The organism is Ligilactobacillus sp. UO.C109, from assembly GCF_026847815.1.
GTDB lineage: Bacteria > Bacillota > Bacilli > Lactobacillales > Lactobacillaceae > Ligilactobacillus > Ligilactobacillus salivarius.
This window is the reverse complement of the sequence record NZ_JAPSFH010000049.1, coordinates 13854-31534: the sequence shown is the minus strand read 5'-3', so window position 1 is coordinate 31534 and position 17681 is coordinate 13854. Positions and strand designations below refer to the sequence as shown.

The following is a 17681-nucleotide window of genomic DNA, read 5'->3' as shown; positions in this document are numbered from 1 at the left end:
TTTTAGTTTGAGGTGAGTATTACGAAAGATGAAGTCCAAACACTAACATCAAGATTAGATTTATTGATCGCTAAAGGAGCTAGAGAATACAAGGATTGGAATCAAAAACATGGGTTAACTGATTATCGTAGTGTGATTTTATATGAATTACTTTTACATACGAGATTAACTCAAAAACAAATTGTAGAGAGAACTAATCTTCCTAAACAATCAATTAATAAAGGAATCTTACAACTAAGAGATGAAGGTTATCTTACTTTAGAACAAGATGAAAAGGATAACCGAGTAAAATATTGTTTTTTAACAGAGGAGGGTGAGAAGTATGCGAAGTTAAAAATTCAACCATTACTAGATATTGAAGAAAAAATTATTATGAAAATGGGAAAAAAGAAAATAGAACAGTTAAATGAATTACTAGAAGAATGGAATTTAAATTTCAAAAAATACAAAGATGAAGAATGAGAGGTAAGAAGATGCAGATTTTGATGGCACATTTTAAGAACTATAAAAAAGAAGTTCTTAGTGCAATTATTTCAATTTTTATTGTCGCATTTGTCGCGGTTTGGCAACCGAGATTACTGCAATATGTGCTGACTGCAATAGTGCAAGACAATCAAGTAGAAGTTAGAAACTACGGAATTCAATTAATAATTTTAGCTCTTGTGGGAATTATTGCTGGGATTGTTAATGTCTACTCGGCTGCTAGAGTGGCACAGGGTGTAACCAGTGATTTGCGTGAAGAAGTGTATACGAAGATTCAAAATTTTTCTTTTGGAAATATTGAGAAATTCTCAACTGGTAGTTTAGTGGTACGTCTAATTAATGATATGAATCAAGTTACCAATATGATTATGACTATATTTATGCAAGTTTTCCGAGTACCTTTAATTTTAGTTGGTGCTTTTATTTTGGGGATAATAACCGTTCCTCGTTTATGGTGGCTGGAAGTTCTGATGGTTGTTTTAATCATGGGAATAACGGGAATTATTTTCAAAAAAATGGGAAATTTATTCAATAAAGTTCAAAGTTTGATGGATAAGATAAATACGCAAGCAAAGGAAAATTTACAAGGTGTTCGTGTGGTTAAATCTTTCAATCAAGAAGGACAAGAGATTGATAAATTTAATCAAACATCTGACAATTTAAATAATGTTAACTTGAAAATAGGATATCTTTTTTCGACAGTTATTCCATCTTTTGAATTAATTGCATATGTTATTATTGCAGCTGCGATTTACTTGATCGGTGGCTCAATTCTCAATCATCCAAGTGATATTGCGGTAATTAGTTCTTATGTAACATATATTATGCAACTATTGTATGCCATTATGATTGGTAGCTTTGTAATGTCTATTTTCGCTCGTGGGGGCGTTTCTTTAAAACGTATTAAAGAAGTTCTTGAGACCCAACCTGATGTTGTCTTTAAAGATGATGCACCGGAAGAAAAGTTAAGTGGAGAGGTTGAATTTGATAATGTTTCCTTTACTTATCCAGATGCAGATAAACCAACTCTAAAAAATATATCTTTCAAGGTTAAAGCTGGTGAAATGGTAGGAATTGTTGGTGCTACAGGATCTGGGAAATCTAGTTTAGCACAATTACTTCCACGGTTATATGATCCAACTGAAGGAACAGTTAGGATTGGTGGACATGATTTACGTGATGTGAATGAAAAATCATTACGTGATACTGTATCGTATGTTTTACAAAGAGCAATTTTATTTTCAGGTACAATTGCTAGCAATTTACGTCAAGGAAAAGCAGATGCAACTAACTATGAATTGGAACGTGCATCGCAAATTGCACAGGCACAAGAATTCATTAGTCGGTATAAAGATACTTTTGATCACGAAGTGGAAGAACGTTCATCTAACTTTTCAGGTGGACAGAAACAACGTCTTTCAATAGCTAGAGGTGTAGTTGGAAAGCCTAAGATTTTAATTTTAGATGATTCAACTTCAGCATTGGACGCTAAATCTGAAAAGCTAGTTCAAGAAGCTTTAGAAAAAGAATTAAAGGATACGACAACATTTATTATTGCTGAAAAAATTGTATCAGTAATGAATGTAGATAAGATTATTGTTTTGGATAATGGTAGATTGGTGGCTCAAGGAACTCATCAAGAATTACTAAAAAATTCACCAATTTACCAAGAAATTTATGCAACTCAAAAAGCACGAGAAAAGGCAGGTGATATCATTGAGTGATACTAGAAAATCGTTAAGATACTTTATTAAGTATTTAAGACCTTACTGGAAAGGAATTACGCTGGTAGTGCTATTTACAATCATTTTTACGTGGGCGCAAGTTGAAGCCCCACATTACTTAGGTTTGGCACTTACAGCATTAACAAAATATGTAGAACAGTATTTCAATCCAGCTACTAGGGCAACAGCATCAATGGATGATTTCTACCAAGCTTTGAAATTAATGTTGATCTTCTTTATTTTAAATGCGATTATCATGCTATTTACATGGGTTATTACCTCAAGATTTAATGCTCATTCAACTAATAATATGCGTGAGAATTTATTTGGTAAGTTACAGAAGATGACGATTAAGTATTTTGATACGCATCAAGATGGAAAGATATTGTCATTGTTTAACTCTGATTTGGATAATATCTTTAATGCGATGAACAATGCGGTATTTGAAGTTATTTCGCAAACAGCACTGTTTATTGGAACGATATGGATGATGTTCAGAATAGATGTTAGATTAGCTTTAGTAACAGTGGCCTCAACTCCATTTGTTGTAGTTTTGAGTTGGATAATTATGAGAAAGGCACGCAAGTATTTAGATGCTCAGCAAGATGAAATTAGTAATCTAAATGGCTACATTAATGAACAAATTAATGGTCAGAAAGTAATTATCACAAATGGGTTGCAAGAAGAATCAGTTGAAGGATTTAAAGTTCACAATAAAAAAGTTCGCGATGCGATGTTTAAAGGACAATTTTATTCTGGAATTCTTTTCCCAATGATGCAAGGTCTATCAGTATTGAACCTATCTATTGTGATTGCGATGGGTTCATTATGGGTGGTTGACGGAACTTATAGTAGAGCAGTTGGTTTAGGGTTAATTGTGACTTTCGTACAGTATTCACAGACTTATTTCCAACCTTTAACTCAGTTAACTTCTATTTATTCCATGATCCAATTAGCACTGACAGGTGGTAGACGTCTAGCAACAATTGAAGAACAAGATGAAGAAAATCAAGTTTTAACAGGACAAAAACTTAAATCACTTGAAAAAGGAGTTAAGTTAGAAGATGTTCACTTTGGATACAATGAAAACAAGGAAATTTTGCATGGAATTAATATTTCTGTGAATAAAGGTGAGTCAGTAGCATTAGTTGGTCCAACTGGTTCTGGGAAAACCACCGTAATGAACTTGTTGAACCGTTTCTATGATGTTACAGGTGGAAAAGTAACTTTTGATGATGTAGATGTCAGAGATCTAACTTTGGAATCACTTCGTAATAATGTAGGAATTGTTTTACAGGATTCAATTCTCTTTTCAGGAACTGTGGCAGATAATATTAAGTATGGCAAACCAAATGCTAGCCAAAAAGAAATAGAAGAAGCGGCTAAACAAGCTAATATTCATGACTTTATTATGACTCTACCACAGGGATATAATACTGAAATTAACGATGAAAATTCCGTCTTTTCAACTGGTCAGAAGCAGTTAATTTCAATTGCAAGAACAATATTGACCAACCCACCATTCCTAATTTTGGATGAGGCAACTTCAAATGTTGATACTGTAACTGAGGAAAAGATTCAAAAGGCGATGGACGCAGTGATTGCAGGTAGGACAAGTTTTGTGATTGCACATAGATTAAAGACTATTATTAATTCTGATAAGATTGTGGTGTTGAAAGATGGCAATGTCCTAGAAGAAGGTAGTCATGAAGAATTATTGAAAGAAAAGGGATTTTATTACAACTTATATACAAATCAAATGGCATTTGAATGAAATTGATATTTCTAAATGGAAATGGCGTATACCAATTTTTGTAGATGGTACACGCCATTTTTTGTGATAAAAATATTTTATAAAAAAGAGTAGACAATTTATTTTTTATGATAAGTTTCTGGTAAAAAGATAATTGCAACTAAGTAAATACAAGAAGCAACTATATAAAAGACATTAGATGCTACTAAACCGTTAGAACCAAGAACTAAACTCCAGATGATATTTAAAATAGTATACATTCCATAGGTTAAAGCCCAAATAATTCCAAACATTAAAGTGGATTTTTGAGGAGTCATATTTGGTAATTCATGTGGAATGTTTAAGTAGATAGGATACTGAGCAAATAAAGCAATTCCACCAATAAATAAAAGAAGATATGAAATAATAGGTGCAGTTCCAGCAAAGAATACTGCGATAGAGATTGAGGCAATCGCAATAGTTCCCAAAGCTAGTAAGACTGGTCTACGCTTACGTTCAAGTTTAACTTTAAGCATTAATAGGGTACCTATCATACCACCACCAGAAACGGCACAAATCATTGCTTCAGACTTAAAACCTGGAAAGAATCCAGTAAGTGTAGGAGGAAGACTGGTTAGGGTCATAACATATAGGAATAAAAATGCACTAAATCCAATTGAAAACTTCCATACAAATAAATCTTTAATAGCTGTACTATATGAATAATCATTTTCAATTTGTTCATTACTAGATGTTGCAAAATCTTCAGATTTGAATAACCAAATAGTGAAGAAGATAATGCTTAAAATAGCGATGCAACTTAAAGTAATACGCCAGTTATAACGCATAGCATTTGCAAATAAAACAAATGCAATAGCCATAATAAAGGCTCCAATATTATAGGAAGCTGTGATAAAAGAAGAATAAAAGATTTTTTGCTCACGTGATACGAATTTCACTACAATTGGATTCATATAAACCATAATCATTGAACCACCTAAAGCCATAAGCATACGTGCACCAACATACATCCAATAATTAGGCATCCATGCAGCAACTAAAGAAAAAGATAATAGTAGTAGTGCAAATTGAGCAGCACGTTTAATACCTAATTTCATTAAAACAAGAGCTGCCAGAAAATTAGCAATAACACGTGCAATTGTAATAGTATAGTTGACAACTTGACCTATAACTGGTGATACGTTACCACTAAAATAAGTATGAATAATTTGTGGCCCTAAGTTTGATCCGCCAACCCAACTAGCTGCAAAAGTAACGTAAGCTGCAAAAAGAGTAAAGAACATTAAAATCCCAGTTTTATGACTTACTTCTTTCATGATAAAATCACCTACCATTCTTTAGTGGTCTAAAAATTATATCAGTGTCAAAATAAGAAGATTAATTGTTAAATAAAATTATTATTACGTAAAGTAGTATTTCTAATATCTTCAATGGTCTGTGTTCCTGCAAGTTGCATAACAATTTCTAGTTCATGTTTTAGATGTTCAAAAACTTCACGTGTACCAGTACTTCCACCTAAAGATAAACCGTAAATAGCTGGACGACCTATAGCAACTAAGTCAGCACCAGAAGCTAAAGCTTTGAAAATATGCTGACCTCTGCGTACACCACTATCAAAAACAATCGGAACACGTCCGTCAACAGCTTCAGCAACATATTGTAATGAATCAAATGCGGCTGGTCCACCATCTAATTGACGACCACCGTGATTAGATACCCAAATACCTTTAGCACCGGCATCTAAGGAACGATTAACGTCTTCACGTGCTTGAACACCCTTTACATATACAGGTAATTTAGAATGTGATGCAATAAATTCAACATCTTTAGGACTTAGTTTTTGTTTAGCTGAATTGTAGACTGTATCCATAGTTTGACCAACACCTGATTGATATTCTTTTACGATTGGTAAAGGAACAGGGAAAGTAAAACCTGTCCGGCGGTCAGTTTCACGATTTCCACCCACAGTAGCATCAGCTGTAAGAATAATTGCTTTAGCTCCATTTCTCTCAGCAATATCGATAATATTTAAGTTAATTCCGTCATCCTTACTCATGTAGAATTGGAACCATAAAGGAGAAGTTGTACCGGCAGCAGCACGAATATCTTCTAGAGAACGTGAGGCAAACGAACTTGCTGTATAAATAGTACCGAAATCAGAAACGCCCTTAGCAGAAGCTTCTTCTGCTTTTTCATGTGCTAAAGCATGTGCTGCAACAGGAGCCATGATAATAGGAGCTGTTAATTTATCATTATCAAATGTAAAGGAAGTATCCGGCTGTTCAACATCCATTAAAACATGTGGGACAATTAATTTGTGATTGAATGCGGTTACATTTTGATCATAGGTATATAAATCTTCTGCACCACTATGTATATAACCAAATGATGGACCAGGAATGACCTTAGAAGCACCTTCTACTAAATCTTGGTAGTTGATAAAATCAATATGTCCTTCGAATGATCCTGTGATATATGAATTACTCATAAAAAATCATCTCCTTAAAATAAAAATGCTAACGCTTGCAATAACTATTATACATATTTTTATACAGTGCACAACTTTTTTGCTTTTCAAGTTTATTTTTGTAAGGATTAGAAATCAACTATTTGAAGTTAACTTATGATATAGTGAGAAATATAAAACGGTAACAAAGGAATGGAAATTAATATGGATATTAAATTAATTGCGATTGATATTGATGGAACTTTAGTAAATTCAAAAAAAGAATTAACTGCTGGCGTAAAAGCAGCAATTGAAAAAGCGAAAGCACAAGGAATTAAAGTAGTTATTTGTACAGGAAGACCGCTACCAGGAGCGTTGAAACTATTAGCAGAATTAGGTTTGGATAATGATGATAACCAATATGTAGTTAGTTTTGGTGGTGCAGTAGTCCAAAGTACGAGTGGAAAAGTAATTTATCATCAAGGACTTACATATGAAGATTTCGTTGATTTAGAAGCCATTGCACGTAAAATGAATCTTCATTTCCAAGTGATCAGTCCTGATAGAATTTATACATGTAACAAAGATATTGGTTACTACACTTTATATGAAGCAAATCTTGTATCAATGGGTATTTCCTACCGTACACCTGATGAATTAAGAGATGTACCTTTGATCAAGGGAATGTTTATTGATGAACCTGAAATTTTGGATCCAGCCATCGCAGATCGTACTTATTTTGGACAATTAGAAAACAGACTAGAATTCACTAAAACAGCAGCTTTTTACTATGAAGCATATACAAAAGGTGTAAGTAAAGGAAATGCAGTAGCCAAGTTATGCGAAGAATTAGGTTTAACAGCTGAAAATGTAATGGCAATTGGCGATGAAGAAAACGACATTTCGATGATTGAATTTGCGGGAATCGGAGTAGCGATGGAAAATGCAGTCCCAGCAGTTAAGGAAGCTGCTAATGAAATAACAGTCGACAATGATCATGATGGAGTAGCGAAAGTTATTGAAAAATTTGCGTTGAAATAAGCATTAAAAAGCGTTAAATTCGACGCTTTTTTATTATAATTAACAAAACCGAATTCAGGTAATTTTTTGTTAGATGACAAATTATAGGTTATAATTAAGAATGGTACGGAATAAGGAATTTGTTCTGTTTATAAGATGTCTGCTAAAACTAGTAGACAGGAGGTATTAAACTATGAAAAAGATACTTGTAGTAGATGATGAAAAACCCATCTCAGATATAGTGAAGTTTAATTTAACCAAAGAAGGTTATGATGTTTATACAGCCTATGATGGTGAAGAAGCTTTACAACAAGTTAAGGAAGTAGAACCAGACTTAATTTTACTTGACTTGATGTTGCCAAAAATTGATGGCTTAGAAGTAGCTCGTGAAGTTCGTAAGACACATGACATGCCAATCATTATGGTAACAGCCAAGGATTCTGAAATTGATAAGGTTCTAGGTTTGGAATTAGGTGCAGATGACTATGTAACTAAACCTTTCTCTAACCGTGAATTAGTAGCTCGTGTTAAGGCTAATTTACGCCGTCAATCAGCAGTAGCCGCAAAGTCTTCTGCTGAAGATGACAAGAATTCTGAAATTACTGTTGGTGATTTGACAATTCATCCAGAAGCATACACTGTATCTAAGAATGGTCAAAGAATTGAATTAACTCATCGCGAATTTGAGCTATTACATTACTTAGCTCAACATTTAGGTCAAGTTATGACGCGTGAACATTTGTTACAAACAGTTTGGGGATATGACTACTTTGGTGACGTGCGTACTGTGGACGTAACAGTTCGTCGTTTAAGAGAAAAGATTGAAGATAATCCTAGTCGTCCAACTTGGTTAGTAACACGTCGTGGTGTAGGTTATTATTTACGCAATCCTGAAGTTGAATAGGTGGTAAGGAATGATAGAGGCAGAAAATATGAATAAAAAAGTTCGCTTCTTCCATTCAATCCATTTTAAAATAGCCCTTGTATTTGCATTGTTATTACTAATAACTTTTCAAATTGTTGGGGCTATATTTGTTAGACAACTAAAAAATGATAATTTAAAATCTTTCAAACAACGAGTGGAATTGTCTACTTATGTTGAAAATTCATTAATAGTTGCTTTGAGTAGGACGGATACAGAAGGGGCTAACACTAAAATTAAGAACATCTTGGATGATATTAATAACGCTAATATTCAAGAAGTTCAAGTAATAGATGCGAAAGGCACTATCAGGGGAGATAGTGATGTAAATAGTCGTTCTTTAATCGGGCAAAAGACAACAAATAGTGCAGTTAAAGGCGTGCTTTATACAGGTCGTACATATACAGAGACGACTTATAATCGAAATGATAATAAGCAATATTACATTTCAATCACACCTTTGCTGAATGTATCAAGCAATAATAACGCAGTTGTTGGGGCAATCTATACGCGGGCAGATATGGCAAGTGTATATGACTCGGTAAATAACGTTGTAGTGATTTTTGCTTCTGCTTCGTTAATTGCGATTGTTATCGGTATGGTTTTAGCGATTATTGTTTCAAGTTCGATTACTAAGCCAATCGAAGAAATGAAACAGCAAACAGCTAGGATTGCACGTGGAGATTACTCAGGACACGTACATCAATATGGAAATGATGAATTAGGTCAATTAGCACAAGCTGTAAATAATTTATCAATTCGTGTTGAAGAAACTCAGGAGCTTTCTGAATCAGAAAGAAGAAGATTGGACAGTGTGCTATCGCATATGTCTGACGGTGTGATTGCGACTGATAGACGTGGTGGGATAACGATTGTTAATGATATGGCGATGAATTATCTCGATATTTCTGAAGGCGAAGTATTAGGTAAGTCAATCTTAGATATTTTGGATATTCGTAACCAATATACGTTAAGAGATTTGCTAGAAAAACAAGATGAAGTTGTCCTTGATATATCAGGTGAAAAAGACTTAATCTTGAATGCTTATTTCTCAGTTATTCAAAGGGAATCTGGCTTTATTTCAGGGATTGTCTGCGTGCTACACGATGTTACGGAACAACAAAAGATTGATAGAGAACGTAAGCAATTTGTTTCTAATGTTTCCCACGAATTGCGTACACCTTTGACAAGTATGCGTAGTTACATTGAAGCGTTGAATGATGGCGCTTGGAGAGATGAAAAAGTTGCTCCAGAATTTTTAAAGGTTACACAAGATGAAACTGACAGAATGATACGTATGATTAATGATTTGCTAAGCTTATCGAGAATGGATTCTGGAACTGTAAAATTAGATCTAGAATTAGTTAATATCAATGGGCTAGTAAATTATATTCTGGATCGTTTCGACATGATGTTGAAGAAAGATAAGATTGATACGCGAGATATTAAAACTAAGAATTACACGATTAAACGTGACTTTACTAAACGTGATTTATGGGTAGAGTTAGATACCGATAAATTCATTCAAGTGGTCGACAATATCATGAATAATGCGATTAAGTACTCTCCAGATGGTGGGGTAATCACTTGTCGCTTATTGGAAACACATAATAATGTAATTCTAAGTATCAGTGACCAAGGTTTAGGAATTCCAAAGAAAGATCTAGGTCATGTCTTTGATCGTTTCTTCCGGGTTGATAAGGCACGTTCAAGAGCTCAAGGAGGAACTGGGTTAGGATTAGCGATTTCTAAGGAAGTAATTGAACTTCATCATGGTCGCATTTGGGTAGATAGTGTAGAAGGTAAAGGTTCAACATTCTATATTTCTTTACCATATGAAGAATATAGTGAGGAGGATTTGTGGGATGAAAATTAGGACATGGATGTTACATCTGGGTTTAATTTTGACTGTTGTTATCAGTATTGCTTTTACCTGGTTAATCTGGTTTAATCCTACTACCTTCTTTCAAAACGTTGGACGTACACCAGTTGATACAAGCAGTGGTGTAACGAATGCTTCAAATAAAAGGCTAGATGATGTATATACTCCAACGAGCTTGATGTATAACGAAACTACTACTAAGAAATATCAGTATTTCAATTATCATTCAGATATTACTAATCAAGCTAAAAAGATTATGAATAGAGTTGAAATAACATCATTAAAAACCGTAGCGAAGCAGAATGTTCCTAAATATTTGGCCACAGTTAATCAAAGTCATAGTTTGATTTTGAATTACCCAGATGTATTGCCAATAAAGTATGTGTGCATCTTGTTTGATAAGGCACCTAAAAAGATTGCTGAAAATAAAGAAAATGTCGATCAGATTATTATTCCGACTGGCAATTCAGGAAATACAATTTATTTTCTAAATAGTAAGAAGCAAAATATTTATAAAGTAAGTGTGAAAAATCTGAATGTTAAATCTTTAATGGCATTGACTAAAGACAAGCATACACAGTCAGTAGCGACTGCTTTGGAAAATATAGGTGATGGCTATCGTTGGACATATCCGCAAGGGGTAAAATTAAACGAATATAGCTATCTAATTAATAAAGAATCTGCTGGTAATATGGTGGCTAAGTTGATGGGGGCTAACACTTCAGCGACAATCACAACTAGGCAACAAGATGGTAAGACGGTTTATTCTGATGACGCCAATCAGAGGATGACAGTTGATAATAAACATGGTGAAGTCGAATATATCAATTATGATAGTAATGATAAAAATAAGTCAAAAGTCAGCTTTAGTAAGACTTTAGAGATTAATCTAGCCAAGCTTAATTCTCTAGGAGTTATATTAGATGATGTTAGATATTCTAATTATGAGAGCAAGACTGGCGAAGTAATTTATCGTAACTATATTGCAGGATTTCCAATTGTTTCAGAGTATAATTATGGGACTTATCGCTTACAAAATGTTACTTCAAATGGCCAAAGGTTTATGTTCTCTTTGTATGGTTTACAAGTACCATTGCCAAATACTAATAAGCAAAAGACACTACCATCAACGAGCGATATTTTAAATCGCTTATCAAGCATAGGTTATAGTTCTAATCGTGTAAGAGCTATAAAAATCGCATACTCTTGGCAACGTAATGATAGTTCAAGTCAAGTCGTGGATCTGGTACCAACTTACCTAATAAAAGTTGATGGCAGATGGATTGATTATGAACAACTATTTCAAAATTTTGGAAAGTAGGTGAATGAAGTATGAATTTTAGACGAATTGAGTGGATATTCTTTCTAGCTTTCATAGTTCTCGATATCTTTTTGATATTTACCTACTTTCAACAAAATTGGTCTGTAGTATCAATAAAGAATTCTAACCAGGGTGCTAATGAAACGATTATGAAGAGTATTCGGAATGATCAGATTGAAATAAATCCGATATTGTCGAATCGAGCTAGTGAAGGTTATTATCTTGCAAGTCCTAATAGCGATGATTTGAAGAATAAAGCTGATACTGATTTACGCTACGTTACCTGGACATATAATGATCATAAATTGACGGGTGATTTTACCACGTTAATTAAAATAAATGATAGCGATAATCCACAAAAAACTTTAAATTCAGTAGTTGATGATGCGAGCTTGATAATTCATGGGAAAGACTATGCATACTCTAAAGAATTATCAAGTAAAAATACCATTGTTTATACGCAAATGGTGCATGGAAAGCCAATCTATACACCTGAGGGTCAATTGAGATTTACGGTTAAAGGTGGTTATGTTGTAGGTTATACTCAACGTCATCTCGCTAAAATTCATCAATTAAGAGAAGTGAAGAAGACGATTAGCCAGAGACGAGCAGTTATTTTGTTGTATCAATATAACAAGATTCCGGCTAACTCTACTGTTGAATGGGTAAAACTAGGATATACTAAGTTGTTGATAGCTAATAATAATACAATTTTAATTCCAACATGGAATGTTAAGATAAAGAGTGACACATCAGGAATAGTACAATATCGACGCTTAAATGCGTTCACTGGTGCAATCATGGACGATTAGTGAGAAAATAGAACTAGGAAAATTTCTTAGTTCTATTTTTTTGCACGATTTGGCTGAGGGAGGTAGAGTTAGTGGAACGTAAAGAATTATTTGCATATGTCGCTGAACATCATCAAGTAAATCCAGAATATTTATGGAAGAAAAACCCTAATTATGCAGTTCTTAGGCACCACTACAATCGTAAATGGTATGCGATTATTATGGATGTTGAAGCAGAAAAATTAGGATTAAAAGGTACTCAGTTAGAAGAAATTATAGATTTAAAATTAGAGCCAGAATTAATTGAGATTTTGCAGCAATCAGAAGGATATTTACCTGCATATCACATGAATAAGCAACATTGGATTAGCGTACAATTGAAAAAAGTAGCTCCAGAACAGATATTAAAGTTGTTAGAAATGAGCTATAAATTCACAAAATAAAGTGATTAACTTTAAAAAAGAAGACTAAATTGTTATTATTATCGTTGGAAACTAATTAGGGAGCAGATATTAAAGTGGAAGATCAAGGAATGAAAATCAGCGTTTTAGCAAGCGGAAGTACTGGTAATGCTACATATATTGAAACACCTAAGAGTAAAGTACTAGTAGATGCAGGTTTATCTGGGAAAAAGATCGAAGAATTGATGAATTCAATTGGTAGAACTTTGAAGGATGTAGATAGCTTATTAGTAACGCATGAACATAGCGATCATATCAAGGGTGTAGGTGTTTTGGCCAGAAGATATGGCATGAATATTTACGCTAATCAAGGAACTTGGGACGCAATGAGTGCAAAAATTGGCAAAGTTCCTTTGGAGCAAAAGCATATTTTTGATATGGGGAAGACTTTGAGTATTGGCGATGTTGATATTGAAAGTTTTGGTGTATCACACGATGCCGCTGAACCTCAATTTTATGAGTTACATCACGGAAAATCTTCATTTGCGATTGTTACAGATACTGGCTATGTCCCAGATGGTGTAGCTGGTGTGATTAATAATGCTGAAGCTTATCTATTTGAATGTAATCATGATACAGAAATGTTGCGGATGGGACCATACTCCTGGTCATTGAAACAAAGAATTATGAGTGATACAGGGCACTTGTCGAATGATGATGGGGCTGCAGCTTTGATGGATGTTTTGGGAAATAATACTAAGAAAATATTCTTGGGACATCTAAGTCAGGAAAATAATGTTAAGGCATTAGCGCATGTCACAGTAGAAGATATCATGAAAGAACACGATTTAGCGGTTGGTCATGACTTTGAAATTTGTGATACAGATCCTAAACAAGCCACTCCATTAATCCAATTATAAAGAAAGTTTTTTAGAGAAAATTAATTATTTTGTTCGCAAAATTTTCATAATTAGATCCTAGAATTAGGTTATGAAATAGCTTGAAAGGGGCTGGAAAAATGGGTGAAAGAGGTCCTATTGAAGGAGAATTTACAGAATTAAATTCATCAAATAACAATCAAAATAACAACAACAATAACAATAATAAAATTATCAAGAAAGTTGCACTTGTTAGCTTAGTAGCAGGCCTACTTGGTGGAGGTATTGCAGTTGGTGGATACAACTGGTATGAAAATAGAAATGTAACTTCCAACAATTCTTTGGGAACAACGAAAACATCTAATATTAAGGTAGATGTAAGTAGTCAGACAACTAAAGCTTTCAAATCAGTGAAAAATGCAGTAGTTTCAGTTGAAGCTTATTCTTCTAGCAGTGCATCTGATTCACTTGAAGCAATCTTTGGTAATAGTAGTAAAGGAGAAACAACAAGTACTAGTGAAGGTTCTGGTGTGATTTACAAAAAATCTGGGAATACAGCTTTCATTGTAACTAATAATCACGTTGTTTCTGGATCCAATAAGATTGAAATTATCTTGGCTAGTGGTAAAAAAGTCTCTGCTACAGAAGTTGGACATGATGCAGTTAGTGACTTAGCGGTATTGAAGATCAATGCTAAAGACGTAACACAAGTAGCGTCATTTGGTGACTCTGACAATATTCAAGTTGGTGAAACAGCCTTGGCTATCGGTTCACCATTGGGTTCTCAATATGCAACTTCATTAACTGAAGGGATTATCTCAGCTAAGAAACGTACAATTGATGTAACTGATAGTTCTGGTAATGCAACTGGCCAAGCAACTGTAATTCAAACGGATGCAGCCATCAACCCTGGTAACTCTGGTGGTCCTTTAATCAACTTAGCGGGTCAAGTAATCGGAATTAATTCCATGAAATTATCTTCTACTGGCACAAGTTCATATGGCAGTGACAGTACATCAGTTGAAGGAATGGGATTTGCAATTCCAAGTAATGAAGTTGTTAAGATCATTAATCAGCTTGTGAAAAATGGTAAAGTATCTCGTCCAGCCTTAGGTGTGGCAGTGGTCGATTTGAGTAACATTTCTTCTAGTGATCAATCATCAACATTGAAATTGCCAAGTAGTGTGACTGAAGGTGTGGTAATTGCGAGTGTTGAATCTGATTCTCCATTGAAGAACACTGATATTAAGAAGTATGATGTGATTACAAAGGTTAATGGTAAGAAGATTAGCGATGTAGCGACATTGAAAGAAGAATTGTACAAACATAAGATTGGTGATACTGTTTCAATTGAGTATTATCATGAAGGTAGTAAGAAGACTACTAATGTGAAGTTGACTTTAGAAGCAAATGATTCTAATACCACTTCAGCATCTAACGAAAATTAAATAGAAATTTTGGCACATATCTTGTAAGATAGATATGTGTTTTTTATTTTGTGGATAGATTTTTGGATAACAAATTTTAAGGCTGTTGAAAAGTCATAAAATACTACAGAATAAAGGGAAAAGACAAAAATAAAGTTATCCACAGACTGTGGAATAATTGTTAATAACTTTATAATCTAACTATAATAATCAAAATAAACGTTGATATAATAACTTTTGTAAGCAGTTATAAAAATTAATTTTATTTAATATTCATGTGAATAAGTAATTGATTCTTGACAAATTAAGAAACAATAAATCTTGTGGCGAAAATATATTCGTAACAATATATAGGAATTCCAATTGTGGATATGTGGATAACTTTGTGAATAACTTGTGTGTGAAGGTGGATTTCTTATGAATATAAAAATTATTGGTGTGGGTAAGTTAAAAGAAAAATATTTAAAACAGGGAATTGCAGAATATGCAAAACGTCTAGGTACTTTTTGTAAATTTCAAATTGTCGAAGTTCCTGATGAAAAAGCTCCTGAAAAATTAAGTCCAGCTGAAATGGAAGGCGTGAAAGAAAAAGAGGGAGAACGGATATTAGCGAAAATCAAAGATAAAGAATATGTATACGCCCTTGCTATTGAAGGAAAAGAACGTTCTTCGGAAGAATTTGCTAAAGAGTTAGCAGATTTAGGAACATATGGTACCAGTGATATTACTTTTGTTATCGGTGGATCTTTGGGACTAAGTCCTGAAGTTTTAAAAAGAGCGAATACAAAAATTTCTTTTGGTCGTTTCACACTTCCTCATCAACTGATGAGAATGGTTTTAACAGAACAAATTTACCGTGGATTCATGATAAATGCTGGTAGACCATATCATAAGTAGAAATTTAATGACGATTTGGCGGAAATCCACCAGCACGTCTTTATTTAGGGGCAGTGTCTTTAATGGCAATTCAAAGTAAGATTGAAGAAATAGTCCAAGTGGCAAATGAAAATCTGGAATTAAGCCAAAGTATCGATAGCCCAGCAAATTAAACAGAATACTTTTTCAAATTATATTAAGAAAAAATGACGTTATATCAATTCTTTATGGAATTGGTACAACGTCATTTTTTAAAAACTTATATATATTTAGATTATTTTTTATCATCTTCCCAATATTCTAGAGATTTATCACGTGAAAGTAGGGTACAAATGATAGCAGCAATACCAGAGATACCGAATACGATAAATGCAACACCCCAGCCTAAATGGTCAACGATGATACCGATAACCAAAGTAGCAACAGTAGCGCCACCAACATAACTGAAAGTACCAGACAAGCCAGCGGCAGCACCTGCAGCAGCTTTAGGAACAAGTTCCATTGCATATAAACCAACCATCATAACTGGACCATAAATAGAAGCACCTAGACCAATAAGGATTGCGAAGTCCCAAATCATATATTCAGGACCAGCTGGAATAAACCAATAAGCAACTAATAATATGAGAGTAATGATTAAACAAGCAACGTTAGTTAGAGGTTTAGAATTCTTGAATAATTTAGCTGATACCCAACCTGCAATTAACATACCAGCAATTCCACCAAGCTCGAAGAAAGAAAATCCTCCCATACCGGCAGCAGCAGTGATACCTTTACCACCGTCTTGAATGCTAGTTGCTAAGAACTTAGGGGTCCAAGAAACGATACCATAACGTAAAATATAAACGAGAGCAGCGTAAAGTGAGGACCACATTAATTTAGTGTTTGGCAAAATATATTTCTTAACAATTTCACCCATGCTCATTTCAACAGCAGCAGCATCTTCTTCAAGTTTAGCATTATCACTTTCACGATATTCTTCTGATTTATATTCTTCAATTGGTGGTAATCCAACTGATTCTGGGGTATCTTCTTGAATAAAGTAAATAATAACGGCCATGATACAAACAACGACACCTGGGAACCAATATGCTGCACGTGCTTGTGCTAATGGATCATTTCCAGCAAGTGCCAAGCCAGCACCTGCTAGTAAAGGTGCAATAGCCCCACCAAAATTATGTGATAGATTCCAAATAGTACCGTAAGTGATACGTTCCTTATTACCAAACCAGTACACTAGAGTTCTAGCACCAGGAGGCCATCCCATACCTTGTAACCAACCGTTGATTAGATAGAAGATGGTAAATAGCCAGACACTTGTGATTACTGATGGAATAACACCGATAAAAATATTAATAATACCTGATAATAATAGTCCTAGAGGTAGAAAAATTTTAGAATTTGATTCATCTGAAATAAGTCCAGAGACAAATTTAGAAACACCATAAGCAATATAGCTGGCACAAGTTATAATTCCTATTTCGGTAGCTGACATCTTCAAAATCCCAGAAAGAATGGAAGTGGTATTACGAACAAAATAGTACCCCATATAACCAACAAAAATAGAGATAATAACTTGAGTACGATAACGTGGATATTTACGAGCAACCTCGGCATCTGAAAGACGTGGCTTTTTGCCAGGTGGCGCAAGTAACTTCTTAAACATACAAAAACCTTCTTTCTCCGTTAAAGTAAACGGTTTCATAAAATCCATAAACAATATAGCACAAAACAAAGTTGCGTGCAATGATTAAAGT

At 34.1% G+C, this 17681-nt stretch carries 15 protein-coding genes; 12 read left to right on the top strand and 3 right to left on the bottom strand.

All coding sequences use genetic code 11. The annotated features are described in order from the left end of the window. Positions 1 to 12 precede the first annotated feature (12 nt). From OZJ21_RS09460 to OZJ21_RS09450, 3 genes are read left to right on the top strand one after another with little or no spacing between them, the layout of a single operon-like run. On the top strand, positions 13 to 462 hold the full coding sequence (locus tag OZJ21_RS09460; RefSeq protein WP_003705682.1) for a MarR family winged helix-turn-helix transcriptional regulator: 450 nt from the start codon (positions 13 to 15) through the stop codon (positions 460 to 462). An 11-nt stretch (positions 463 to 473) separates the two neighbouring features. Continuing rightward, positions 474 to 2207 carry an ABC transporter ATP-binding protein gene (locus OZJ21_RS09455; RefSeq protein ID WP_268857741.1) on the top strand — a complete coding sequence of 578 codons (1734 nt, stop codon included), beginning with the start codon at positions 474 to 476 and terminating at the stop codon, positions 2205 to 2207. After that, positions 2200 to 3981, top strand: a complete 1782-nt coding sequence (locus OZJ21_RS09450; protein WP_268857740.1) for an ABC transporter ATP-binding protein — start codon at positions 2200 to 2202, stop codon at positions 3979 to 3981. Before OZJ21_RS09455 ends, OZJ21_RS09450 begins: the two co-directional genes overlap by 8 nt. Before the next feature lie 98 nt (positions 3982 to 4079). On the opposite strand, the gene OZJ21_RS09445 is transcribed toward OZJ21_RS09450, so the two are convergent. Beyond that, positions 4080 to 5276, bottom strand: coding sequence for an MFS transporter (locus OZJ21_RS09445; protein ID WP_081508917.1), 1197 nt, complete (start codon positions 5274 to 5276; stop codon positions 4080 to 4082). 68 nt (positions 5277 to 5344) lie between these two features. Then, positions 5345 to 6448, bottom strand: coding sequence for an alpha-hydroxy-acid oxidizing protein (locus tag OZJ21_RS09440; protein ID WP_003705689.1), 1104 nt, complete (start codon positions 6446 to 6448; stop codon positions 5345 to 5347). Positions 6449 to 6631: 183 nt separating this feature from the next. On the opposite strand from OZJ21_RS09440, the gene yidA reads away from it, so the two are divergent. The 9 genes from yidA (at position 6632) to rlmH (ending at position 15945) form a co-directional block, all read left to right on the top strand. Further along, positions 6632 to 7447, top strand: coding sequence for a sugar-phosphatase (yidA, locus tag OZJ21_RS09435; RefSeq protein WP_318636090.1), 816 nt, complete (start codon positions 6632 to 6634; stop codon positions 7445 to 7447). 172 nt (positions 7448 to 7619) lie between these two features. Beyond that, positions 7620 to 8330 carry a response regulator YycF gene (gene yycF / locus OZJ21_RS09430; RefSeq protein ID WP_003701473.1) on the top strand — a complete coding sequence of 237 codons (711 nt, stop codon included), beginning with the start codon at positions 7620 to 7622 and terminating at the stop codon, positions 8328 to 8330. Positions 8331 to 8358: 28 nt separating this feature from the next. Further along, positions 8359 to 10224 carry a cell wall metabolism sensor histidine kinase WalK gene (gene walK, locus OZJ21_RS09425; RefSeq protein ID WP_099459677.1) on the top strand — a complete coding sequence of 622 codons (1866 nt, stop codon included), beginning with the start codon at positions 8359 to 8361 and terminating at the stop codon, positions 10222 to 10224. Further along, positions 10214 to 11551, top strand: a complete 1338-nt coding sequence (locus OZJ21_RS09420; protein ID WP_268857739.1) for a YycH family regulatory protein — start codon at positions 10214 to 10216, stop codon at positions 11549 to 11551. The genes walK and OZJ21_RS09420 overlap by 11 nt, the downstream gene beginning before the upstream one ends. Before the next feature lie 11 nt (positions 11552 to 11562). Beyond that, positions 11563 to 12363: a two-component system regulatory protein YycI gene (locus tag OZJ21_RS09415; protein WP_268857738.1), complete on the top strand. Its 801-nt coding sequence runs from the start codon at positions 11563 to 11565 to the stop codon at positions 12361 to 12363. 71 nt (positions 12364 to 12434) lie between these two features. Continuing rightward, positions 12435 to 12785, top strand: coding sequence for an MmcQ/YjbR family DNA-binding protein (locus OZJ21_RS09410; RefSeq protein WP_003702729.1), 351 nt, complete (start codon positions 12435 to 12437; stop codon positions 12783 to 12785). 74 nt (positions 12786 to 12859) lie between these two features. After that, positions 12860 to 13663, top strand: a complete 804-nt coding sequence (locus OZJ21_RS09405; protein WP_094371740.1) for an MBL fold metallo-hydrolase — start codon at positions 12860 to 12862, stop codon at positions 13661 to 13663. A gap of 98 nt (positions 13664 to 13761) precedes the next feature. Continuing rightward, positions 13762 to 15069, top strand: coding sequence for a S1C family serine protease (locus OZJ21_RS09400; RefSeq protein ID WP_011475476.1), 1308 nt, complete (start codon positions 13762 to 13764; stop codon positions 15067 to 15069). 396 nt (positions 15070 to 15465) lie between these two features. Beyond that, positions 15466 to 15945, top strand: coding sequence for a 23S rRNA (pseudouridine(1915)-N(3))-methyltransferase RlmH (gene rlmH, locus OZJ21_RS09395; RefSeq protein ID WP_003705699.1), 480 nt, complete (start codon positions 15466 to 15468; stop codon positions 15943 to 15945). 253 nt (positions 15946 to 16198) lie between these two features. Here rlmH and OZJ21_RS09390 read toward each other — a convergent pair whose 3' ends face one another. Further along, complete coding sequence (locus OZJ21_RS09390; protein ID WP_003705700.1) at positions 16199 to 17590, bottom strand: MFS transporter; 1392 nt, start codon at positions 17588 to 17590, stop codon at positions 16199 to 16201. Positions 17591 to 17681: the final 91 nt, after the last annotated feature.

Coding starts and splice junctions, on each gene's coding strand:
- OZJ21_RS09440 (WP_003705689.1), bottom strand. CDS start 6,448: ATGAGTAATTCATATATCACAGGATCATTCGAAGGACATATTGATTTT.
- yycF (WP_003701473.1), top strand. CDS start 7,620: ATGAAAAAGATACTTGTAGTAGATGATGAAAAACCCATCTCAGATATA.
- rlmH (WP_003705699.1), top strand. CDS start 15,466: ATGAATATAAAAATTATTGGTGTGGGTAAGTTAAAAGAAAAATATTTA.
- walK (WP_099459677.1), top strand. CDS start 8,359: ATGAATAAAAAAGTTCGCTTCTTCCATTCAATCCATTTTAAAATAGCC.
- yidA (WP_318636090.1), top strand. CDS start 6,632: ATGGATATTAAATTAATTGCGATTGATATTGATGGAACTTTAGTAAAT.
- OZJ21_RS09445 (WP_081508917.1), bottom strand. CDS start 5,276: ATGAAAGAAGTAAGTCATAAAACTGGGATTTTAATGTTCTTTACTCTT.
- OZJ21_RS09400 (WP_011475476.1), top strand. CDS start 13,762: ATGGGTGAAAGAGGTCCTATTGAAGGAGAATTTACAGAATTAAATTCA.
- OZJ21_RS09390 (WP_003705700.1), bottom strand. CDS start 17,590: ATGTTTAAGAAGTTACTTGCGCCACCTGGCAAAAAGCCACGTCTTTCA.
- OZJ21_RS09455 (WP_268857741.1), top strand. CDS start 474: ATGCAGATTTTGATGGCACATTTTAAGAACTATAAAAAAGAAGTTCTT.
- OZJ21_RS09415 (WP_268857738.1), top strand. CDS start 11,563: ATGAATTTTAGACGAATTGAGTGGATATTCTTTCTAGCTTTCATAGTT.
- OZJ21_RS09420 (WP_268857739.1), top strand. CDS start 10,214: ATGAAAATTAGGACATGGATGTTACATCTGGGTTTAATTTTGACTGTT.